Annotated in this window: 19 protein-coding genes; 13 read left to right on the top strand and 6 right to left on the bottom strand. The window is 39.3% G+C overall.

The features are described from left to right. Positions 1-132: 132 nt before the first annotated feature. Complete coding sequence (locus B3600_RS16705) at positions 133-966, top strand: alpha/beta fold hydrolase (RefSeq protein ID WP_070567813.1); 834 nt, start codon at positions 133-135, stop codon at positions 964-966. A 105-nt stretch (positions 967-1,071) separates the two neighbouring features. Here B3600_RS16705 and B3600_RS16700 read toward each other — a convergent pair whose 3' ends face one another. Beyond that, positions 1,072-1,407 carry a DUF3276 family protein gene (locus B3600_RS16700; RefSeq protein ID WP_070567815.1) on the bottom strand — a complete coding sequence of 112 codons (336 nt, stop codon included), beginning with the start codon at positions 1,405-1,407 and terminating at the stop codon, positions 1,072-1,074. A 267-nt stretch (positions 1,408-1,674) separates the two neighbouring features. Here B3600_RS16700 and B3600_RS16695 point away from each other — a divergent pair, with 267 nt between their 5' ends. The 6 genes from B3600_RS16695 (at position 1,675) to B3600_RS16670 (ending at position 7,084) form a co-directional block, all read left to right on the top strand. Then, positions 1,675-2,556, top strand: a complete 882-nt coding sequence (locus B3600_RS16695) for a LiaF transmembrane domain-containing protein (RefSeq protein WP_083296035.1) — start codon at positions 1,675-1,677, stop codon at positions 2,554-2,556. Positions 2,557-2,559: 3 nt separating this feature from the next. Continuing rightward, a complete protein-coding gene (locus B3600_RS16690) occupies positions 2,560-3,606 on the top strand; it encodes a sensor histidine kinase (protein ID WP_070567817.1) in 1,047 nt (348 codons plus the stop codon). Beyond that, the gene (locus B3600_RS16685) at positions 3,599-4,339 is read left to right on the top strand and encodes a LytR/AlgR family response regulator transcription factor (protein WP_070567819.1); all 741 of its coding nucleotides are present in this window, start codon (positions 3,599-3,601) and stop codon (positions 4,337-4,339) included. The genes B3600_RS16690 and B3600_RS16685 overlap by 8 nt, the downstream gene beginning before the upstream one ends. A gap of 31 nt (positions 4,340-4,370) precedes the next feature. Continuing rightward, the gene (locus tag B3600_RS16680) at positions 4,371-5,801 is read left to right on the top strand and encodes a serine hydrolase domain-containing protein (protein WP_286753748.1); all 1,431 of its coding nucleotides are present in this window, start codon (positions 4,371-4,373) and stop codon (positions 5,799-5,801) included. 153 nt (positions 5,802-5,954) lie between these two features. Beyond that, positions 5,955-6,929 carry a 2-hydroxyacid dehydrogenase gene (locus tag B3600_RS16675; RefSeq protein WP_112376107.1) on the top strand — a complete coding sequence of 325 codons (975 nt, stop codon included), beginning with the start codon at positions 5,955-5,957 and terminating at the stop codon, positions 6,927-6,929. Next, on the top strand, positions 6,926-7,084 hold the full coding sequence (locus B3600_RS16670; protein ID WP_172462497.1) for a hypothetical protein: 159 nt from the start codon (positions 6,926-6,928) through the stop codon (positions 7,082-7,084). Before B3600_RS16675 ends, B3600_RS16670 begins: the two co-directional genes overlap by 4 nt. Here B3600_RS16670 and B3600_RS16665 read toward each other — a convergent pair. Next, a complete protein-coding gene (locus B3600_RS16665) occupies positions 7,081-7,938 on the bottom strand; it encodes a mechanosensitive ion channel family protein (RefSeq protein WP_070567825.1) in 858 nt (285 codons plus the stop codon). The genes B3600_RS16670 and B3600_RS16665 overlap by 4 nt on opposite strands. Before the next feature lie 145 nt (positions 7,939-8,083). Here B3600_RS16665 and B3600_RS16660 point away from each other — a divergent pair, with 145 nt between their 5' ends. The 6 genes from B3600_RS16660 (at position 8,084) to B3600_RS16635 (ending at position 13,781) form a co-directional block, all read left to right on the top strand. Next, positions 8,084-8,950, top strand: a complete 867-nt coding sequence (locus B3600_RS16660; protein WP_286753747.1) for an AraC family transcriptional regulator — start codon at positions 8,084-8,086, stop codon at positions 8,948-8,950. A gap of 2 nt (positions 8,951-8,952) precedes the next feature. Continuing rightward, entirely contained in the window at positions 8,953-9,378 is a 426-nt protein-coding gene (locus B3600_RS16655; RefSeq protein ID WP_046675442.1) for a DUF983 domain-containing protein, read from the top strand. Between the two features lie 26 nt (positions 9,379-9,404). Next, complete coding sequence (locus B3600_RS16650) at positions 9,405-10,583, top strand: cysteine desulfurase family protein (protein WP_286753746.1); 1,179 nt, start codon at positions 9,405-9,407, stop codon at positions 10,581-10,583. Positions 10,584-10,664: 81 nt separating this feature from the next. Further along, a complete protein-coding gene (locus B3600_RS16645; RefSeq protein ID WP_046675441.1) occupies positions 10,665-10,991 on the top strand; it encodes a HesB/IscA family protein in 327 nt (108 codons plus the stop codon). A 291-nt stretch (positions 10,992-11,282) separates the two neighbouring features. Beyond that, on the top strand, positions 11,283-12,290 hold the full coding sequence (gene asnA / locus B3600_RS16640; protein WP_286753745.1) for an aspartate--ammonia ligase: 1,008 nt from the start codon (positions 11,283-11,285) through the stop codon (positions 12,288-12,290). Between the two features lie 237 nt (positions 12,291-12,527). Next, positions 12,528-13,781 (top strand): DEAD/DEAH box helicase, encoded by a 1,254-nt coding sequence (locus B3600_RS16635; protein WP_236560235.1) that lies wholly within the window; start codon positions 12,528-12,530, stop codon positions 13,779-13,781. 184 nt (positions 13,782-13,965) lie between these two features. Here B3600_RS16635 and B3600_RS16630 read toward each other — a convergent pair whose 3' ends face one another. From B3600_RS16630 to B3600_RS16615, 4 genes are all read right to left on the bottom strand, one after another. Next, positions 13,966-14,694, bottom strand: a complete 729-nt coding sequence (locus B3600_RS16630; RefSeq protein WP_070567831.1) for a menaquinone biosynthetic enzyme MqnA/MqnD family protein — start codon at positions 14,692-14,694, stop codon at positions 13,966-13,968. Beyond that, positions 14,687-15,313: a histidine phosphatase family protein gene (locus B3600_RS16625; RefSeq protein WP_286753744.1), complete on the bottom strand. Its 627-nt coding sequence runs from the start codon at positions 15,311-15,313 to the stop codon at positions 14,687-14,689. The genes B3600_RS16630 and B3600_RS16625 overlap by 8 nt, the downstream gene beginning before the upstream one ends. Positions 15,314-15,326: 13 nt before the next feature. Beyond that, a complete protein-coding gene (mqnE, locus tag B3600_RS16620; protein ID WP_070567833.1) occupies positions 15,327-16,526 on the bottom strand; it encodes an aminofutalosine synthase MqnE in 1,200 nt (399 codons plus the stop codon). A gap of 103 nt (positions 16,527-16,629) precedes the next feature. Further along, positions 16,630-18,465, bottom strand: coding sequence for an ABC transporter ATP-binding protein (locus B3600_RS16615; protein ID WP_286753743.1), 1,836 nt, complete (start codon positions 18,463-18,465; stop codon positions 16,630-16,632). Positions 18,466-18,695 lie beyond the last annotated feature (230 nt).

The raw sequence follows: 18,695 nt of genomic DNA, 5'->3' as shown, positions 1-18,695 counted from the left end.
TATATTTATCGATTTAACAAACATTTTTTCTCTTTTTTAAACTTTATACAACAACATTTCTTTTATCTCGTTGATAATATTATATTTAAAATATCAACTTTTTTTTTCAGACACGGACAAATGTTAGCATTCATGAGCAAAAGAGAATTAAAACTCAGTAAAATTCGCATCGGAGATATCAGTATCTCCTATTATATTCGCCCCAGCAAATTATACCCCGCTCCAAAAACAGTCATTTTCATCCATGGTTTTCCCTTCAACAAAAACACGTGGAAACAGCAGCTCCTGCAACTCGACGAAGATTATACAGGCATCGCCATTGATGTTCGCGGACATGGACTAAGCACCAATGGACATGGTTTTTTCTCCGTCGATGTTTTTGCCAAAGATCTAGTGGAATTTATTCGTAAACTCGACCTCAATCATGTCGTCCTTTGTGGAATTTCTATGGGCGGCTACATTGCACTCAGGACCTATGAACTGATCGGCCAACAACTCAAAGGACTTATACTCTGTGACACGAATTCCCTTTCCGACGACAACAAAAGCAAACAAAAGCGTTTTGATTCCATTCAGGCGCTATTAAAATATGGCAGAAGACCGTTTGCCATTGGCTTTATCGCGAATGTATTTCACGATAAAACAATCCGTGAAAACCCCGAGGCTGTTGAACTCATCAAAAGCTGTATTCGCAGAAATGAAGTAGCCAGCATTTGTGCGACACAACTTGCTCTTGCTTCACGAACAGATACAACCCATTCGTTGAAGACCATTATTATCCCAACACTGATTATAAAAGGGAAACACGACAAGATGATGAGCGAAGAACAAACAAATATCCTTATCGAAAATATACCCGACGTCCGCTATATGGAGTTTGAAGAATCCGGGCACTTGCCGAATCTCGAGGAACCCGAAAAATTCAATGCCGTGCTAAATGATTTCCTGCGAAATATACCATTGTAACCATCACTTTGGTCGCCAAGTGCAACATCGGATATAGACAACAACAAAAAAAGCCACGTCAGTGGCTTTTATTTCTTTCTTTCATTCAGATTTCGCTCTACAATACTAGAACGAAAAATCATCTTTTGACCGAACACCCGCTTCTTCAGCGTATGCATCATCAAAGTTAGGCTCATAACGTTTCTCGATTACTTCCTGATTAGACTTGATGTAATTAACTACATCTGTCAAACCCTCAGCGAACTTTTCAAAATCTTCTTTATATAAGAAAATCTTATGCTTAATAAACTGGCCATCCTCAAAGCGTTTCTTGCTTTCTGTGATAGTAATGTAGTAATCGTTCGATCGAGTTGCTTTTACATCAAAAAAATAAGTACGCTTACCTGCTCTCACCTTTTTTGAAAAAACTTCTTCACGTTCTTTGTTTTCAAAATCTCCCATTGGTTGTTATTTAAGTTTAAAGTAATCTTAATCTTTGATAAATATATAATAATTCATTTTAATACACCAAATAATATTAAAAAAAAAGACAATTACGCATAAAAATGGCAGTTCCCCTTCCTAACATAGGCTAGATAAAAATTAAACAACAAGATTTTTTACCGACGAAATCATTACATTTACCGAAAATATAAGTTGTATTACCTAAAGCAAATATGTAGAATATATTTGTGCCTCTATCTTTGAGTCATAAATAGTAAAAACATTATGGAAAAAGAACCCATCATACCAAACAGCAATAATAGCCGCAATATTGTAGGAGCGATTGTGATCATCGTAGGTATATTCTTATTATTGAATAACCTCAATTTAGGAAGCTGGTTTCCGGATTGGTTATTTGGCTGGCAAACGATATTAATCATTATTGGATTGGTCATTGGCATAAATTCCCAATTCCAGAAAAAATCGGCAATTATCCTATTGATCATAGGCGGAGCGAGCCTTATTTCAAGAATGATGCGTACAGACTTTGGTTCTGTAACGGTCCCTATCATCATCATTTCGCTCGGGATCTACTTTATCATGAGCAAAAGGAAACCGCCGATGGTTCCCCCAACTTACCCTAATCCGCCACAAGGCTCTTACGACTGGGATAAGCGAGTCAGTGTACCTGTAGAGGGCGCAACTGAGAGCAACATTACGGATCAGGAATCAAGACCATTTAATGAACAATACGGTTCAAGCCAACAAGCCTCGCCTAATCAGCAGGCTTTTGGCGACAAAGAGAAAGGTTCCTTTCACCAGTCATTTGAGGACAACCTCAATCTGAACAGCATCTTTGCGGGCCAAAAGAAAGTCATTTATTCCAAAAACTTTAGAGGGGGCAATTTGACCAATGTATTTGGAAGCGTAGAGCTAGATTTAACAAAAGCAGATATTCAGCAGCCAATTGTGATCGATACGTTCCAATTGTTTGGCAGCGCACGTATAATTATCCCCCCACATTGGACAGTATTTAGTAACGTCGCCTCGGTCTTAGGCTCTGTCGATGACCGTCGGTTCCAAACGATTTATAACCCCGATACAGATAAAAAAATCTATATAACAGGCACCTGTATTTTAGGTAATTTAACCATAAAAAATGCTTAATAGATGAAAAGCAAGCTGTTCCTCAGTGTTAAAAGTCGACTAATTGGCATTATCTGTGTATCCGTATTTATCGGATATCTTGCATTACAATACCTATTGATGCTTCGTTCTGGATTTGATCAGCAACTTGCATTCAAGGATTCATTTATAAACAGTATGGTGATGATGTTTTGCTGCTATGGCATGTCATCAGCACTCAATTTCTACACCCCACAACCCCGGGAGATTTGGAAAGTACTCATCATCGGTTTAATCATGGGCGCAATAAGCATCGCATTAAGCCGATTCTTGATGAGTTACTTTATCCAATCGACCTTTACCCCATTGCTGGACTTAACATTACCTTATCGGGGCATCGTTAACTTCCTCATTTTGACTTCTGTTGCCATTATCAACATTGTCTGGAATATTCAGGAAGACAATATCAACAATATCAAACGGAAGCAGGAATCCGAAAATTTACTTCGGGAAGCCGAACTGTATAATCTAAGACAACAGTTACAGCCTCATTTCCTCTTCAATAGCCTCAACTCCATTATAGCACTTATTGGCGCCAATCCGGATGAAGCCCGAAACATGACGTTCCAGCTATCGGACTTTTTAAGAGGAACACTAAGAAAAGAAAATAATCAAATTATCACACTTGAAGAAGAACTCGATCACCTTCAACTTTATCTCGATATTGAAAAAGTACGCTTCGGTCATCGACTCAATACATCCATCTCTTCTTCAGAAGAAATTTTTAACAATAGATTGCCTGCCATGATTATTCAGCCACTGGTGGAAAATGCGATTAAACACGGGTTATATAATGTAACGGATCAAGTAGAAATTAAAATAAAATGCCATTCGAATGATGGCCAACTGCTGATCCAGATTACCAACCCATTCGATACCGAAGAACAGTCAAAACCAAAAAAAGGCACTGGATTTGGACTATCGAGTATTCAACGCAGATTATATCTCCTTTATGGAAGAAATGATCTACTGGAAACTCAAATTCAGGACAACATATTTATTAGCACCCTAAAAATACCTCAATATGATTAAAGTCGTAATTATCGATGATGAACCCCTTGCACGCTCCATTATTGCGGGTTACCTAAAAAATGAAGCCGATATATCCATTGTGGCGGAATGTGGTGATGGCTTTGAAGCTGTTAAGGCTATCCATACGCACGAACCGGATTTAATTTTTCTGGACGTACAAATGCCCAAATTGACCGGATTTGAAATGCTTGAACTCGTTGACGACCCTCCGGCGGTCATCTTTACGACCGCTTTTGACGAATACGCCTTGAAAGCTTTCGAAAAGAACGCCTTGGATTACCTATTAAAACCAGTATCACCAACACGTTTCAAAAAAGCTTTAGAAAAATTCAGAGCAAGCTACTCCGCACCTGAGAAAAAAGTTCAACCCAACTACGAAGTGCTTACAGCGCAGGACGAAACAAAAATCGACCGTATTGTTGTCAAAACAGGCACCCAGATCAAGATTATTCCGATTGATACCGTCAAATACCTGGAGTCTTATGACGACTATGTTAAAATTCATACCAAAGATGGCATGTACCTGAAAAATAAAACAATGGCATTTTTTGAAAAATCTTTGGATCCGAATCAATTTGTCCGTATACACCGATCTTTTATCATTAAAGTGGATCAGTTGGCCAAATTGGAACCTTATGAAAAGGATTCGTATATTGCTGCACTGACATCAGGCGAAAAGCTCAATATCAGTAAATCAGGCTATGCCCGATTAAAACAATTGATTGGAATTTAAACATTCCGTAGATTTGTGCCCATCAATCGTTATGAAACATTTTATTACAATAGTATTGCTGGGCATCACATCTTACTCCTTTGCCCAAACGAATCCTGCAGAACAGATCAATAAAGGAGTTTACAATAAGCTGGAATTTTTTATCAATTCCCAGATGACAGACTCCGCCTATAATTTGGCCAGTGACACCTTCAAACAACAATTTAGCTTAGCCAAATTCACGCAAGTACTACAGGAACTCTATCCCTTAGGGAGGGTAAAAAGCTCAACCATAAAAGAGTTTGAAAAAGGGCTTGCAACCTATCAGATGGACTTCGACAGCCAATCGTATGAGGTTCTTTTTGCAACGGACACAACCTTAAAATTCAATACATTAAAATTCACTCCTCTGGCAATCAAGCCTCAAGTGGAAAAAACTATTGTGGTACCTGCCACACAGAAATCAGTCGATAATGACGACCTTTTTGTCGATTCTGTTGCAAATGCTTATTTGAAACAACAAAATACGCAATCACTTGCAATTGGCATTCTAAAGAATGGACAAACAAAAAGCTATTTCTATGGTGAGACTGCCAAAGGCAACCAAACCGCGCCTACAAAAACGTCTACCTATGAAATTGGTTCGTTAAGTAAAGTTTTTACCGCTATACTTTTGTCAAATCTTGTCGAAGAAGGAACGATAACCTTAGATCAGCCTATTGCGCTATTTCTTCCTGATACACTCAAGAAAAATGAAGAACTTTCAAAAATAACGTTTCAAATGTTGGCCAATCATACCTCTGGCTTACCAAGACTTCCTGACAATCTCGACAAAGTCAAAGGATTTAACGAAAACGATCCTTACAAAACATACGATAAAAAAGCACTTTATAGTTTCCTCGCAAGCTTTAAAAATAACAAGAAACCAGGTGAAGAGTATGAGTACAGCAACCTTGGTTACGCCGTATTAGGAGACATTATATGCAGTATCTATAAAAAAAGCTATGATCAGCTTGTAAAAGACATCATCTGCAAGCCACTCGAAATGAGTAATACCTTTCAGGTATTGGATCCTAAAAGAAAAGATACCTTTAAAGTATACAACAAAGATGGTCAAGAAGTAATTCCCTGGTCGTTTGACGCTTTTGGTCCCGCTGGCGGATTAAAATCGACTCTTGAGGATCTGCTTAAATTTGCGAATGCGCAATTCAAGATGCCGCAGACCCCATTGGAAAACGCCATGGCAAACACCAGATTGTTTACTTTTTTTCTGCCTCCAGACACCGACTTGGGACTCGCATGGCATATGAACCTGATTGACGACCTAACGGTCTATTGGCACAATGGCGGAACTGCCGGAAGCAGCTCCTATCTAGCCTTATCGCCCGATAAAAAAAGTGGCGTTATCATCTTGTCCAATTCTGCCATCTCTGCCGATGATAAGGGTAAAGCTATTTTAGATTACATACTCCGTAAAAAATAAAGTTCAAAAAATAGAGAATAATGAGCCATATTGAAACAACAATATGGTTTTTTTTGTTGTTATAGCGATGAGTGATCATTAATTTTGACTAGAAGAAAACACAAATTGGTTTACCAAAATCAATCACAAGAAAGCTAAAGAACAGCTATTTGCATGAAGATATTTATCACTAAAAAAATACCACAAAAAGGTATAGATTTATTAAAATCTGCCGGTCACGATCTAACGATACACGATTCAGCTGATCCCCTATCCGAAAGGCAGCTTATCGAAGCGAGCCAACAGGCCGATTACGTGCTCAATGGTGGGATGCAAAAGTTTGATGCTAATTTTTTCCAAAACTGCCCAAACCTTAAAGCCCTATCCCTCATGAGTGTCGGCTATGACAATGTGGATATCGCTGCCGCAACACAGCATGGAATACCTGTAAGCAATACGCCAGGCATACTTTCGGGAGCAACAGCTGATGTCGCATTCCTTTTAATGCTATCGGTATCGCGGAAGGCATTTTTCAACCACAAGAGAATTTTGCAGGGCGAATGGAAAGGTTTTGATCCAACGGCAAACCTAGGCATCGAGCTCAACAACAAAACACTGGGTATTTATGGACTGGGACGAATTGGCTTTGAATTCGCGAGAAAAGCCAAAGCAGCGTATAACATGGATATTATCTATTACAATCGGAGCCGTAATGAGGAAGCAGAGCAAATTCTTGGCGCACGATATGTGAATTTCGACGATCTGCTCACGCGGAGCGATGTCCTTTCAATCCATGCGGCGTTGACAGCGGAGACTAAAAACCGGTTTGACAAAATGACATTTGCGCGCATGAAAAACTCCGCTATATTGATTAATACCGCCAGAGGCGGATTGGTCAATGAAATAGATCTAACAGAAGCTCTAGAGACTGGCCAACTATGGGGTGCCGGACTTGATGTGACAAATCCTGAACCGATGGATCCGAAAAATCCACTGTTAAATATGGAAAATGTCTGTGTACTGCCACACATCGGGTCTGCTACAGAAGAAACGCGGGATAATATGGCAATGATGGCCGCCAGTAACTTACTGGCAGCAATTAAAGGCGAAAAAATGCCGCAGATTATCAATAAAGAGGTATATCAATGAAACGAAGATTTTTTCAGATTTTAAACAGCTTAAATAAAGCCATCTTACCAAAATATGGTAAGATGGATCCCTTGAAATTAAAAAAGTACCAGCAGGCTATCATTGCCTACCGGTACTTTGTCCTTTTACACGCCTTGGGAACAGATCAGGACTAAGCTTTTGCAGTCCCTAGGTCGCTTGAATTCGAAACAATGCTAATCTGTGTCGGATTGGAAGATAAACTAATATCGTTCCTTTCCAGCTCCAACATAATCTTTTCCTGCATTGAGTTTCGAGCAGCGACATAATGCTCTCTTTTCGTCCACGCACGAACGGTTAAAACCATGGCACTGTCTCCCAATTCTTTGATAAAAACAGTTGGCTCTGGAGTTGTCAACACATTTTCATTCGAACGGAGAACTCTTAATATAATATCTTTCGCTTCTTTCACATTTTTATCATAAGAGATACTGATGGTATATTCAAACATGCGTTGCACAATTTTCGTATAGTTTTTAATAACCGAATTGGCCAAAGGGCCATTTGGGCTAAAAACACGTACACCATCATCGCCTATTAAAGTGGAATACAAGATATCAATCCTCTCTACAGTACCTGCGGTACCATTTGCACTCGAGATGGAATCCCCTACCTCAAATGGTCTAAACATCAAAATCAGCACTCCGCCGGCAAAATTACTCAGACTTCCCTGCAGCGCCATACCAACGGCCAACCCAAAGGCGGATAAAGCAGCAATAAAAGAAGTTGTCTGTATTCCAATCTGACTTGCGACGGTGAGGAGCAACATCACCCACATGACGATCTTTACAATACTGGAGATAAATGCCCGAATAGAGGGATCTACATTCTTCTTTTCGAAACGTTTATGTAATAAGCGATCTACAAAATTGATCACATATTTCCCAAGAATCAATAGGATAATTCCCCCTATAATCCCCGGAATTGACTCAATGACAATATCGGTCAAACGACCAAATCTACTCCCCAAACTATTTAAATTACTTTCCATGTTATAAAATATATTTTAAACCTCTACGCACAAGGATTGTTCCAACATATCAGATACCCTATCAAAATATAAAAATCATTGAAAAACACCATAAAAGACCAAATAAACACCACTATTAAAAGAATATTTAGCGTAATTTTGCTATATGAATAGAAAAAATACCATTCCGATTATTGATAGTTGTAGCATTGATCTCAATAACAAAACAACGATTCATATTGATGATCTAAAAGAATATATCATCAAGCATCAGGATATGGTGTTTCCTCACAAACATAATTTTTTCCATTTTGTGCTATTCACCAAGGGCTCAGGAGAACACATTATTGATTTCAATCATTACAACATTGAACCTTATCAAATCTATTTTATGGTACCAGGTCAAGTTCATACCTGGAACTTTACAGGTGACGAAGAAGGCTATGTTGTCAATTTTTCCATTGACTATTTTCAGTCTTTTCTCTTAAGAACCGATTACCTGGAACGCTTCAGCTTCTTACAGGGTAAAATTGAGCAGCTTATTTTTGTTATTGCGGAACAATTTCGCAAGCAGGCTATTCACATTCTTGAACAAATTGCTTCCGCAAAAGCGGCAGGTCAAACGGAAGACTATATCCGTACACTTCTGCTCCAATTTATATTGTATATCTCAATTTCTACAGAAAAAGATCATCAAGAGCACAGTACGCCATATAATCACAAAATATTCAATAGTTTTCAGCAATTGGTTGAACAGCAATTCAGATCTACCAAATTGCCCAGTGTGTACGCAGATCAGTTATTTATTACACCCAATCATCTGAATGCGATCTGCAAATCCTACATCGGACAATCAGCAGGTGAAATTATACGAAACCGGATTGTACTCGAAGCGAAGCGACTATTGGTCAATCGAAACTTAAATATCAATGAGATTGCAGATGAGCTGCAATTCAATGACAACTCATACTTTACTAAATTTTTCAAAAAATCCGCTGGGCTCACACCAGAAGAGTTCAGAAAACAACTATAACTATGGAAGAGGTTAAATACGAATTATCTGAATTTAAAGCTGCATGGCAAGCGAAATGTCCAAGATGCCGGATCGGCCATGTATACCAAGGTCCTGCCTATGGTCTTAAAGTACAAAAAATGAATAGCCATTGCGAATACTGTGGACTTCGTTACGAGCGTGAACCAGGTTATTTTTATGGTGCCATGTATGTTACCTATGCTTTCTCCATTGCAGAAATGGTTACGGCTTGTATGGCAACCTATATCCTGACAGGCAATGACTCTTCTTTTATACTCTATGCAACCGTTGCTATCATGAGCGTTGTTTTAATGTCGCCATTCAACTACCGTTATTCCCGTATCATACTGATGTATTGGTTGACCCCGGGCTTAAGATATGATCCAAATGTCAAAAAAAAGGAAGTTGATGTGAAGGCTTCAGCATAACCTTCATTATCCTTATCTTTATCCTGATGAAGGATATCATTTATTTGGACAACAACGCAACAACGCGAATTTTGGATGAAGTATGGAATACCATGACCCCCTACTTCATCCAAAACTATGCGAATGCATCTAGTGTTTATCACCAAATGGGGCGTGAAGCCAATGCCGCCGTCCAACTGGCTAGAGCGCAAATAGCTGAAGTGCTGAATTGTTCACCAAAAGAACTATTTTTCAATTCAGGTGCAACAGAAAGTATTAATACCGTAATCTGCGGCATATTTGACAAATATCAATCCAAAGGAAATCATATTATCACCGTTTCAACAGAACACAAAGCTGTCCTAAGTTGCTGTGAACAATTGACGAAAAAAGGAGCGCAGATCAGCTATCTACCCGTCGATGCACAAGGAATGATCAATATCGACGACTTGAAAAATGCAATGAGTTCCCAGACCATACTCGTTTGCATCATGGCGGCAAATAACGAGACAGGAGTATGCACATCGCTAACTCAAATCGCTACTATTTGTACAGAGAAAGACATCTTATTTTTCTGTGACGCAACGCAGGCTGTTGGAAAAATCAACATTGATCTACAAAAAGTCCCGATTGACCTTTTATGCCTGAGCGCGCATAAACTTCATGGCCCGAAGGGAGTCGGTGCCTTATACATCCGTCGCAAATCGAAGCCGATTCAGATTGCTCCGCTGCTTGTAGGCGGTGGTCAGGAAAGCGGATTTAGAGGCGGTACGTACAACGTTCCAGCTATCGTCGGCTTTGGAAAAGCCCTGTCTCTGATTAATCCAGCATATTATGATACGGTCGAACGAAACCGCGATCTATTGGAAGAACTTTTAGGTGATATTCCTGAAATCATCATTCATGGAAAAAATGTACCCCGCCTACCCAACACCAGTTACATCAGTTTTAAACACATCCTAGCCAGCGAAATAATGACTGCCTGTCCTGCTTTGGCCCTTTCCTCGGGCTCAGCCTGTGTAACCGGGTCCAGAGAACCGTCCCATGTTTTAATGGCTATGAATGTTTCCAAAGAAGATGCATTATCGGCCATTCGCTTTAGCTTAAGCATATTTACGACTCAAGAGGATATTATACAATGCGCTCAATTGGTCACAGATGCGGTTCGCAAAATCCGCGATCAATCCCCCATCTGGCAACTTTTCAAAGCTGGCCTGATCGATTAATTTATGACATTCTAAAAACTTTATAACAGGCGAAATATAACAAGATTGTATGTATCTTTGTGCTATACAAAGGATATTACTATGATTACAGTTACTGACAAAGCAAAAACTCGTATCGAGGAAATCATGAAGGATGAGCAATATGACAGCAATTACTTTGTGCGTGTTGCTGTGGAAAGTGGCGGTTGTTCGGGCTTGAGTTATAAGCTGAACTTCGATAACGAAGAAAAAAAAGGTGATCAATTTTTCGAAGATAAAGGCGTGAAGGTCTGTTTGGATATAAAATCGTTTTTATACCTAGCAGGTACAGAACTGGATTATTCCGATGGTTTGAACGGAAAAGGTTTTGAATTCCATAACCCTAATGCGAGCCGGACCTGTGCATGCGGCGAAAGTTTCTCCGTTTAATCAATCACGTCGATCCACCATAAATAAAAGAGCCCTGAAATATTCAGGGCTCTTTTAGTAAGTAACCAAACACTTTTAGTTGCACCAACAAATTATTAGTTTTATAATTAAATATTGACCTACCTTCATTTTGTTAGAATTTTTTTATTTTTTCAACTTTTTAATGGATAAATATTAAAAATCACAACCAAACAGATTAACCAGTGATATTTTCATACTTTTGTAGGAAATAACTGAATAAAAAATAAAACCATGCGTATCAATCCGCACATGGTATTTCATTTAACTCATATGGAGGGAAGAAAACTTTTAAATACCGAAGTTGCTATCAGCTTCGTTAAAGATACATTTGTCCAACAACTAAAGAAAGCATTAAACTTAATTCCGATCTCATCGCCATTGGTGGTTTTAGACGGCACAGGATTAAATGATGACTTAAATGGAATTGAGCGCCCGGTATCATTTCCGATTAAATCATTGAATGAAAAAAGGGCTGTCGTCGTACATTCATTGGCAAAATGGAAAAGAGTCCGTTTAAAAGAACTTGAAATGTTACCCGGGGAAGGCATCGTGACAGACATGAAAGCACTGCGTCCTGATGAAGATTACACCCCTATTCATTCGATATATGTAGACCAATGGGATTGGGAAAAAGTAATCGATAAAGATCAACGTACTTTGGCCTTACTGAAAGATACCGTATTAAAAATTTACGATGCATTACGCTATACAGAACAACAGGTTGAAAGCAAGTATCCACAGATAAAAGCTATTCTCCCAGAAACCATTACATTTATTGCAGCAGAAGAACTACTGCAAAAATATCCTAATCTAAGTGCAAAAGAACGTGAAAATACCATCACAAAAGAATATGGTGCAGTATTTTTATATGGTATCGGCGGGGCACTCAGCAATGGTGTTGCACACGATGGTCGCGCAGCAGACTACGACGATTGGAGTACTGCAAATGAGGCTGGACACAAAGGATTGAATGGAGATATTCTCGTATGGAACCCCGTCTTAAATTCAGCCTTTGAGCTTTCTTCCATGGGGATTCGCGTCGATAAAACCGCTTTGGCACATCAAATGGAAATCAGAAATTGCACTGAAAAATCCAAACTGACTTTCCATAGCATGCTTCTCAATGATCAATTGCCGGAATCTATGGGCGGTGGAATCGGACAATCCCGTGTCTGTATGTTTATGCTCAAAAAACAACATATTGGAGAAGTCCAAGTCAGTATCTGGGAAGAGGACAAAAAAGAAACATTAAGACAAGAAGGTATTGATATCCTATAAAACAATACTTATGGAAAATTAATAACTCGGCAACTATACCGAGTTTTTCAGTATACCGATACAAATCAAGGCAAGGTAATCATCTTTTATAAACTGATTACCTTGTTTTTTTGAGCATAAAATGCCTAAAAAATTTTCATTCGAGTTTGTTCCTTTCAAAATAGCGGTATTTTGTATTTTTGCTGAATGCAGCTAGAAGCTATTTTAAATAAATTAGGTATCTCATCCTTAAATGAGATGCAAGAAAAAGTAGTGGAATCGTACCAAAAAGATCATGATTTCATCTTACTTTCACCCACAGGATCTGGCAAAACCTTGGCCTTTTCATTGCTCATTTTAGAGCAACTGAAGGAAATCGTTCGGGAGGTTCAAGTACTGATCTTAGTGCCGACCCGCGAACTGGCCTTACAGATAGAGCAAGTGCTTCGCAAGGTAGCCACTGGCCACAAAGTCACCTGTGCCTATGGCGGTCATAGTACCCGTATTGAAAAAAATGAATTCAAGGATGCTCCCGGAATTATTATAGGAACTCCAGGACGCATAAAACAACATATCGAAGAAGGAAATTTTGATCCTTCCGGTATTCATACCCTCGTGCTAGACGAATTTGATAAATCGTTGGAACTGGGATTTCAGCAACAAATGGATTTTATTATTCGACATATACCGGCCATCAGATCGCGGATATTGACTTCTGCAACGATGATGGATGCAATTCCTCCTTTTACACAGATAGAGGAGCCTATTCTTGTCGATTTTTTGAATAATTCACAAAATATACCCCGCATTACAATTAAAAAAGTAGTTGCCCCTGTTCAAAAGAAATTGGAGGCACTACTAAAACTTATCTGCAAGATTGGGACGAAAAAAATGATTATCTTCTGTAACCATCGCGATGCCGTCGATCACATCAGCGAACTACTGGATAATCGCAATATTATTCACGACACCTTTCATGGCGGACTTGAACAGCAAGATCGTGAACTGGCGCTTCTCAAATTCCGTAATCATTCCAACAATGTTTTGATCACGACCGATTTGGCTGCAAGAGGGCTGGATATCCCCGAAGTTGATGCCATTATTCATTATCAGCTACCGCATAAAGAAGATGGCTTTATTCATCGCAATGGACGTACTGCGCGTATGCAGGCAAAGGGTGATGTCTATGTCATCTTAAAGCCGGAAGAAGCGTATCCCTATATAGCGGAGGAAATACCTGAAGAGGAATTTCCCGAATACTATGATCTTCCTGAAAATTCACCTTTCGCCACACTTTATGTTAGTGCTGGAAGAAAAGACAAAGTCAATAAAATTGACATTGTAGGTTTTCTCCTGCATTTGGAAGGTGTTGAAAAAGACGACATTGGTATAATAGAAGTGAAAGATAAGGTCGCTTATGTCGCCGTTAAAAGAAAGCTTGCTCCTTTTATTATCAACAAGGCAAATGGGCAAAAAATCAAAGGACGTAAAGTAAAAATTGGACGTACTTAAAGGTCCAAAACATTGGTTAATTGGAATTCAAGTGTAAAACGGTGGCTTCAATTCTTGTATTTTCTTCTTTGGAAATCAATCGCCAGGTAAGCCTTCACAATACCGTGTAAGGCTTACCTGGCGATTCTGATTTAAAATTTTTCAGGGTATGTCATCGTTCCTGTTCAGGCCAAGCGCCCCCAGGTTAATCCAATTCTTTTAAATACCGGAGATACAATTGCACAGCTTCGCGCTTCTTGGCTGTCAAATGGAAATTAAGATGCTCTGTCAGATATTTGGTATAATCAAAGTCCTCAAATTCTGGGAGACCGGCTATCACATCGGTTGCATGTTCAACGCCATACGCTAAAGCTTCATTGAATTCCTCTACAAAAGAGTCGGGAAGTTTTTTGTTACTTACCCATAAGGCAAAAGCGAAAGGTAATCCGGTGAAGTTAAACCATTCTTCCCCCAAATCATAAACATAGGGTACTGCATTCTTCTTACCGAAAGTACGATCCCCAATTAAAACATAGGCATCTGGCTCTATAGATTCATCAGTGACCAATTCTACATCCTTTTTCCAATAATTTTTTATCAATACACGTGCTAAACCATTTGAAGTGCGCGATTGCTTATCTAAACGTAAAGTTTTTACCTCTTCAATAGGTTTATTGGCAAAAATAAAGACAGAATCGACAGCACCTTCCGTGCCGATACAAAAATCGGTATTAATATAGTACTCGGGTAGACTTAATAAGGCAGCTGTCGGTATAATCCCGATATCAGCTTGATCGTCGATTACTTTCTGTGCACAGGCACTTGGATAATCGACGCTCAAGTCGATTTGCTCCATCACTTTCGATTTACGTATTCCATTCAAAAATGGATAAGTATTGGTATACGATACGGCAGAAACTCTAATTTTATTCATTTATCAATGCTTCTAAGTGTGCGGTATTGTAATGGTCTACAATCTCAAATTGACCATTATCATACAGCAATTTATATAAAGCAGTATTTGTATGCGGGAAATCATCCATATAACGGGCATCGACACCAGTCATTAGACAAAGCATAATCCGTAAAGCACGACCGTGCATACAGACTAATATGTTTTTTTCATCTGTCTGAGCGAGCATATGATCCAAGGCGATTTGTTGACGCGCCATTAATTCATGAGGAGACTCTCCGTTTTCGATACTGACATCCAATTCTCCATTGCGCCATGCTGCGACCAATTTTTCAAAACCAGCTAGCAACTCCGGTGTTTGTTCTTTTCCTTCATAAACTCCCCAGCTTATTTCATCCAAACCAACAAGCTGTTCCCAAGGTAAATCCAAATCAATGAACCCCTGTACAGTTTGATGAGTACGCAATAAAGTGGAGGTATATATCTTATCAAAAGGCACCGTATTGTAGCGATCAAAGAAAGCCTGAGCTTGAGCTATGCCCATTTTATTGAGTGGGGAATTAACACCCCGCCCCTGCACAATACCTCTTAAATTTAGATCAGTCTGTCCGTGTCGTATAAAATAAAATGTCTTTTTCAACGTGCGATATGAGTTATGAATTGACAACAGGTAATGCGTAATAGCTTTTCTTTTGATCAACTTGATCAAAAACAACATCATTATAATCGGTTACCACATTGTAGAGGGTATCTCTTTCAATCGGATGGCGTCCAACATTTTTTATCAGCTCGACAACCTCTTGTGTGGTCATCCCCGGTTTTTGCTCTTCTGCTCCTGCCATGCTGTATATTTTTGTCGTATCATCCAGTGTTCCGTCTATATCATCGACCCCAAAAGCCAAGGACAACTGGGCCGTATCTCTCGATATCATTGCCCAATAAGCTTTAATATGATCAAAATTATCCATGTAAATTCGAGCGATCGCGTAATTCCTGAGGTCTTCAATAACGGATACCTCCGGAATATGGGACATTTGATTCTCCTTGTTTCTAAATTTTAGTGGAATAAAGGTCTGAAAACCGCCAGTCTTATCCTGTAGCTGTCTTAAGCGCTCCATATGATCGACACGATGCCAAAACTGCTCTATATGGCCGTACAGCATGGTTGCATTGGTATGCATGCCCAGCTTATGCGCCTGCTCATGAATATCCAGCCATTGTTCGGCTGTGCATTTATCATGTGCAATCTGCTCTCTGACTTCTGGATGAAAGATTTCCGCACCACCGCCCGGCATAGAATCTAATCCGCAGGATTGCAGATACTTCAATCCGTCGTAATGGCTCAATTTTGCTTTCTTGAAAATATAGTAATACTCTACAGGTGTAAGTCCTTTGATATGCAACTCGGGACGATGTGCTTTACATTTGCGAAAAAAATCGGCATAAAATTCGAGGTTCTGCTTAGGAACAACCCCTCCGGTGATATGAACTTCAGTAACAGCCTCCTTGTCGTACTTTTTCACAATATCCATCATGCCGTCGACTTCCATCTCCCAACCTTCAGCCCGTTCTTTTATTAAGCGGGAATACGAACAGAACTTACAGTCATATACACAGACATTAGTCGGCTCGATGTGAAAATTACGATTGAAAAAAGTATGATCACCATGGCGTTTCTCGCGAATATAGTTAGCAAGCACACCAAGGTAGCCTAACTCACCTTTCTCATACAAAAGTACGCCGTCCTCAAAAGTGATACGCTCCTCTCGCAAAACTTTCTCCGCTATATCTCTCAATTCGACAGCTAAATTCTTATCGTTAATCAAGAAATTCAATTTATCTATTGCGTTCATTAAATGTATCTCCTATCTTAAATCAAATGTACCGAAAAGGCAACAAAAGTTATAATAAAAAATGTGACAACAACTAATTTGACATAGCTCTTAGAAAAGGAGCCTAATCTGTAAATTGTTGCATTTCGATTAATTTACGGTATAATCCTTCTTGCTGTATCAGCTCACTATGGCTACCTGCTTCTACGATCTTTCCGGCTTCAATAACCACAATTTTATCCGCATTCTGAATGGTACTTAAACGATGGGCAATCACAACCGTTGTTCTATTGTCCATTAATTTATATAAGGAGTCCTGCACCAATTTTTCAGATTCGGTATCTAAAGCAGAAGTCGCCTCATCAAGAAGCATGATCGGTGGATTCTTCAAGACAGCTCGTGCAATACAGATCCGCTGACGTTGGCCACCAGATAATTTACCGCCCCTATCACCTATGTTGGTCTGATACCCCTGTTCCGTTTTCACAATAAACTCATGCGCATTCGCAATCCGTGCAGCGGCTTCTACTTCCTCTTGACTGGCAGAAAGATTAGCGAATGCAATATTATTGAAGATCGTATCATTAAACAAAATGGACTCCTGATTGACGACACCGATCATGTCCCGTAAAGAATCCTGGTCTAAATCCCGTAAATCAATACCGTCAAACAAAATTTGCCCCCCAGTAACGTCCATAAAACGCGGAATTAAATCAACTAAAGTTGATTTTCCCCCACCTGAAGGTCCCACCAACGCAATAATCTTCCCTTTTTCTATAGTCAAATCGATGTTCTGTAGAATCTCTTTATCTTTGGTATACGAAAAATTCACCTGATTAAAGACAATATTCTTCTCAAAGCTTTTCACAAGCTTCGCGTCGGCGCGATCTTTCACTTCCGTCCGTTCATCGATAAGTTCCAATACACGCTCACCCGCAGCAAGACCATTATGAATACCGCTGAAAGAATCTGTTAACGCCTTTGCCGGACGCATCACCTGTGAAAAAATAGCGATATAGGCAATAAATGCGGGCGCCGTTAAACTCTTGTCACCTGAAAGCACCAAATGGCCGCCATACAAAAGAATAATAGCCACCATAATTACCCCCAGCAATTCGGACACAGGTGAACTTAACTGTTGTTTTTTAGCCATAGCACGACCGATATTGGCGTAACGTTCGTTCTCATTATGAAACCTGTTCTTAATAAATGAAACGGCATTGAAAGCTTTGATAATTTTTATTCCAGACAATGCTTCGTCCAAATAGGAAATCATATTTCCATACGATTCCTGTGCCGCATGCGCTTGGCTTTTAAGATTCTTAACGATTCTAGAAATAAAAAATGCAGAGACGGGAATGACCAAGAGTGAAAAGAATGTCAATTGCGCAGAGATATTAAAAAGCATCACGATATAAGCGATCAATTGCAAGGGCTCTTTAAAAACCACCTGTAAAGTCCCCGTCACAGAATACTGCACGACCTGTACATCAGACGCAACTTTAGAAACAATATCTCCTTTTCGTTGTCCTGTAAAATAACCGACATGTAAATCCATTACACTGTCAAATACCGCTCTACGCAATTTGAGCAAAGTATGAATACGGAAATTCTCCATAATGCGTTGACAGAAGTAGCGAAACAGATTACTGATAAATACGGAGATCACAATTGCAATACAGACCCTTTGCAATGCGCCATAGGCACCAAACTGCTCATTTGCCATCGATGCATAGTAATTGAACCAAGCTAAAATATCTGTGTACGCTTCAGGTTTCACGACTTCAATAGCTGCTTCACAAGCCTCTTTTCCGGTTTTAAAAAGTGTATGGAGTAAAGGAGCAAGTAATGCCAAATTCAACGTGCTAAAAACAACCGTGATCAGCGTGCAAATTACATAGGGGATTGCAAATTTCTCAATGGGTTTAGCAAACGATAAGAGCCTAAAATATGTTTTCATTTATGTTGAACTAAGACAAATTACTTTTACATCAAAAGTAATTCGTCGGTCTCTCCTCTAACTTCCAGATTTTTGACGAGGAAATTGAACAAAAATAACAAATTAATCAAGAAAAGCACATATCCTGGCAAGGGACTATAAAATTGTTGCATCGCAAGAATAAAGCATTCAGCTTGTTCAGCTTGAAAAATCGATAAAAAAATCTCCTTTTAATAGATAATTCCCTAATT

The organism is Sphingobacterium sp. UBA2480, assembly GCF_002341965.1.
Classification (GTDB): domain Bacteria; phylum Bacteroidota; class Bacteroidia; order Sphingobacteriales; family Sphingobacteriaceae; genus Sphingobacterium; species Sphingobacterium multivorum.
The sequence above is the reverse complement of the archived record's forward strand: the minus strand, read 5'-3'. Positions and strand labels throughout refer to the sequence as shown.

Bases quoted from the DNA above. Each gene is read 5' to 3' on its own strand.
- B3600_RS16705 (WP_070567813.1), top strand. From the start codon at position 133: ATGAGCAAAAGAGAATTAAAACTCAGTAAAATTCGCATCGGAGATATC.
- B3600_RS16700 (WP_070567815.1), bottom strand. From the start codon at position 1,407: ATGGGAGATTTTGAAAACAAAGAACGTGAAGAAGTTTTTTCAAAAAAG.
- B3600_RS16695 (WP_083296035.1), top strand. From the start codon at position 1,675: ATGGAAAAAGAACCCATCATACCAAACAGCAATAATAGCCGCAATATT.
- B3600_RS16690 (WP_070567817.1), top strand. From the start codon at position 2,560: ATGAAAAGCAAGCTGTTCCTCAGTGTTAAAAGTCGACTAATTGGCATT.
- B3600_RS16685 (WP_070567819.1), top strand. From the start codon at position 3,599: ATGATTAAAGTCGTAATTATCGATGATGAACCCCTTGCACGCTCCATT.
- B3600_RS16680 (WP_286753748.1), top strand. From the start codon at position 4,371: ATGAAACATTTTATTACAATAGTATTGCTGGGCATCACATCTTACTCC.
- B3600_RS16675 (WP_112376107.1), top strand. From the start codon at position 5,955: ATGAAGATATTTATCACTAAAAAAATACCACAAAAAGGTATAGATTTA.
- B3600_RS16670 (WP_172462497.1), top strand. From the start codon at position 6,926: ATGAAACGAAGATTTTTTCAGATTTTAAACAGCTTAAATAAAGCCATC.
- B3600_RS16665 (WP_070567825.1), bottom strand. From the start codon at position 7,938: ATGGAAAGTAATTTAAATAGTTTGGGGAGTAGATTTGGTCGTTTGACC.
- B3600_RS16660 (WP_286753747.1), top strand. From the start codon at position 8,084: ATGAATAGAAAAAATACCATTCCGATTATTGATAGTTGTAGCATTGAT.
- B3600_RS16655 (WP_046675442.1), top strand. From the start codon at position 8,953: ATGGAAGAGGTTAAATACGAATTATCTGAATTTAAAGCTGCATGGCAA.
- B3600_RS16650 (WP_286753746.1), top strand. From the start codon at position 9,405: ATGAAGGATATCATTTATTTGGACAACAACGCAACAACGCGAATTTTG.
- B3600_RS16645 (WP_046675441.1), top strand. From the start codon at position 10,665: ATGATTACAGTTACTGACAAAGCAAAAACTCGTATCGAGGAAATCATG.
- asnA (WP_286753745.1), top strand. From the start codon at position 11,283: ATGGAGGGAAGAAAACTTTTAAATACCGAAGTTGCTATCAGCTTCGTT.
- B3600_RS16635 (WP_236560235.1), top strand. From the start codon at position 12,528: ATGCAAGAAAAAGTAGTGGAATCGTACCAAAAAGATCATGATTTCATC.
- B3600_RS16630 (WP_070567831.1), bottom strand. From the start codon at position 14,694: ATGAATAAAATTAGAGTTTCTGCCGTATCGTATACCAATACTTATCCA.
- mqnE (WP_070567833.1), bottom strand. From the start codon at position 16,526: ATGAACGCAATAGATAAATTGAATTTCTTGATTAACGATAAGAATTTA.
- B3600_RS16615 (WP_286753743.1), bottom strand. From the start codon at position 18,465: ATGAAAACATATTTTAGGCTCTTATCGTTTGCTAAACCCATTGAGAAA.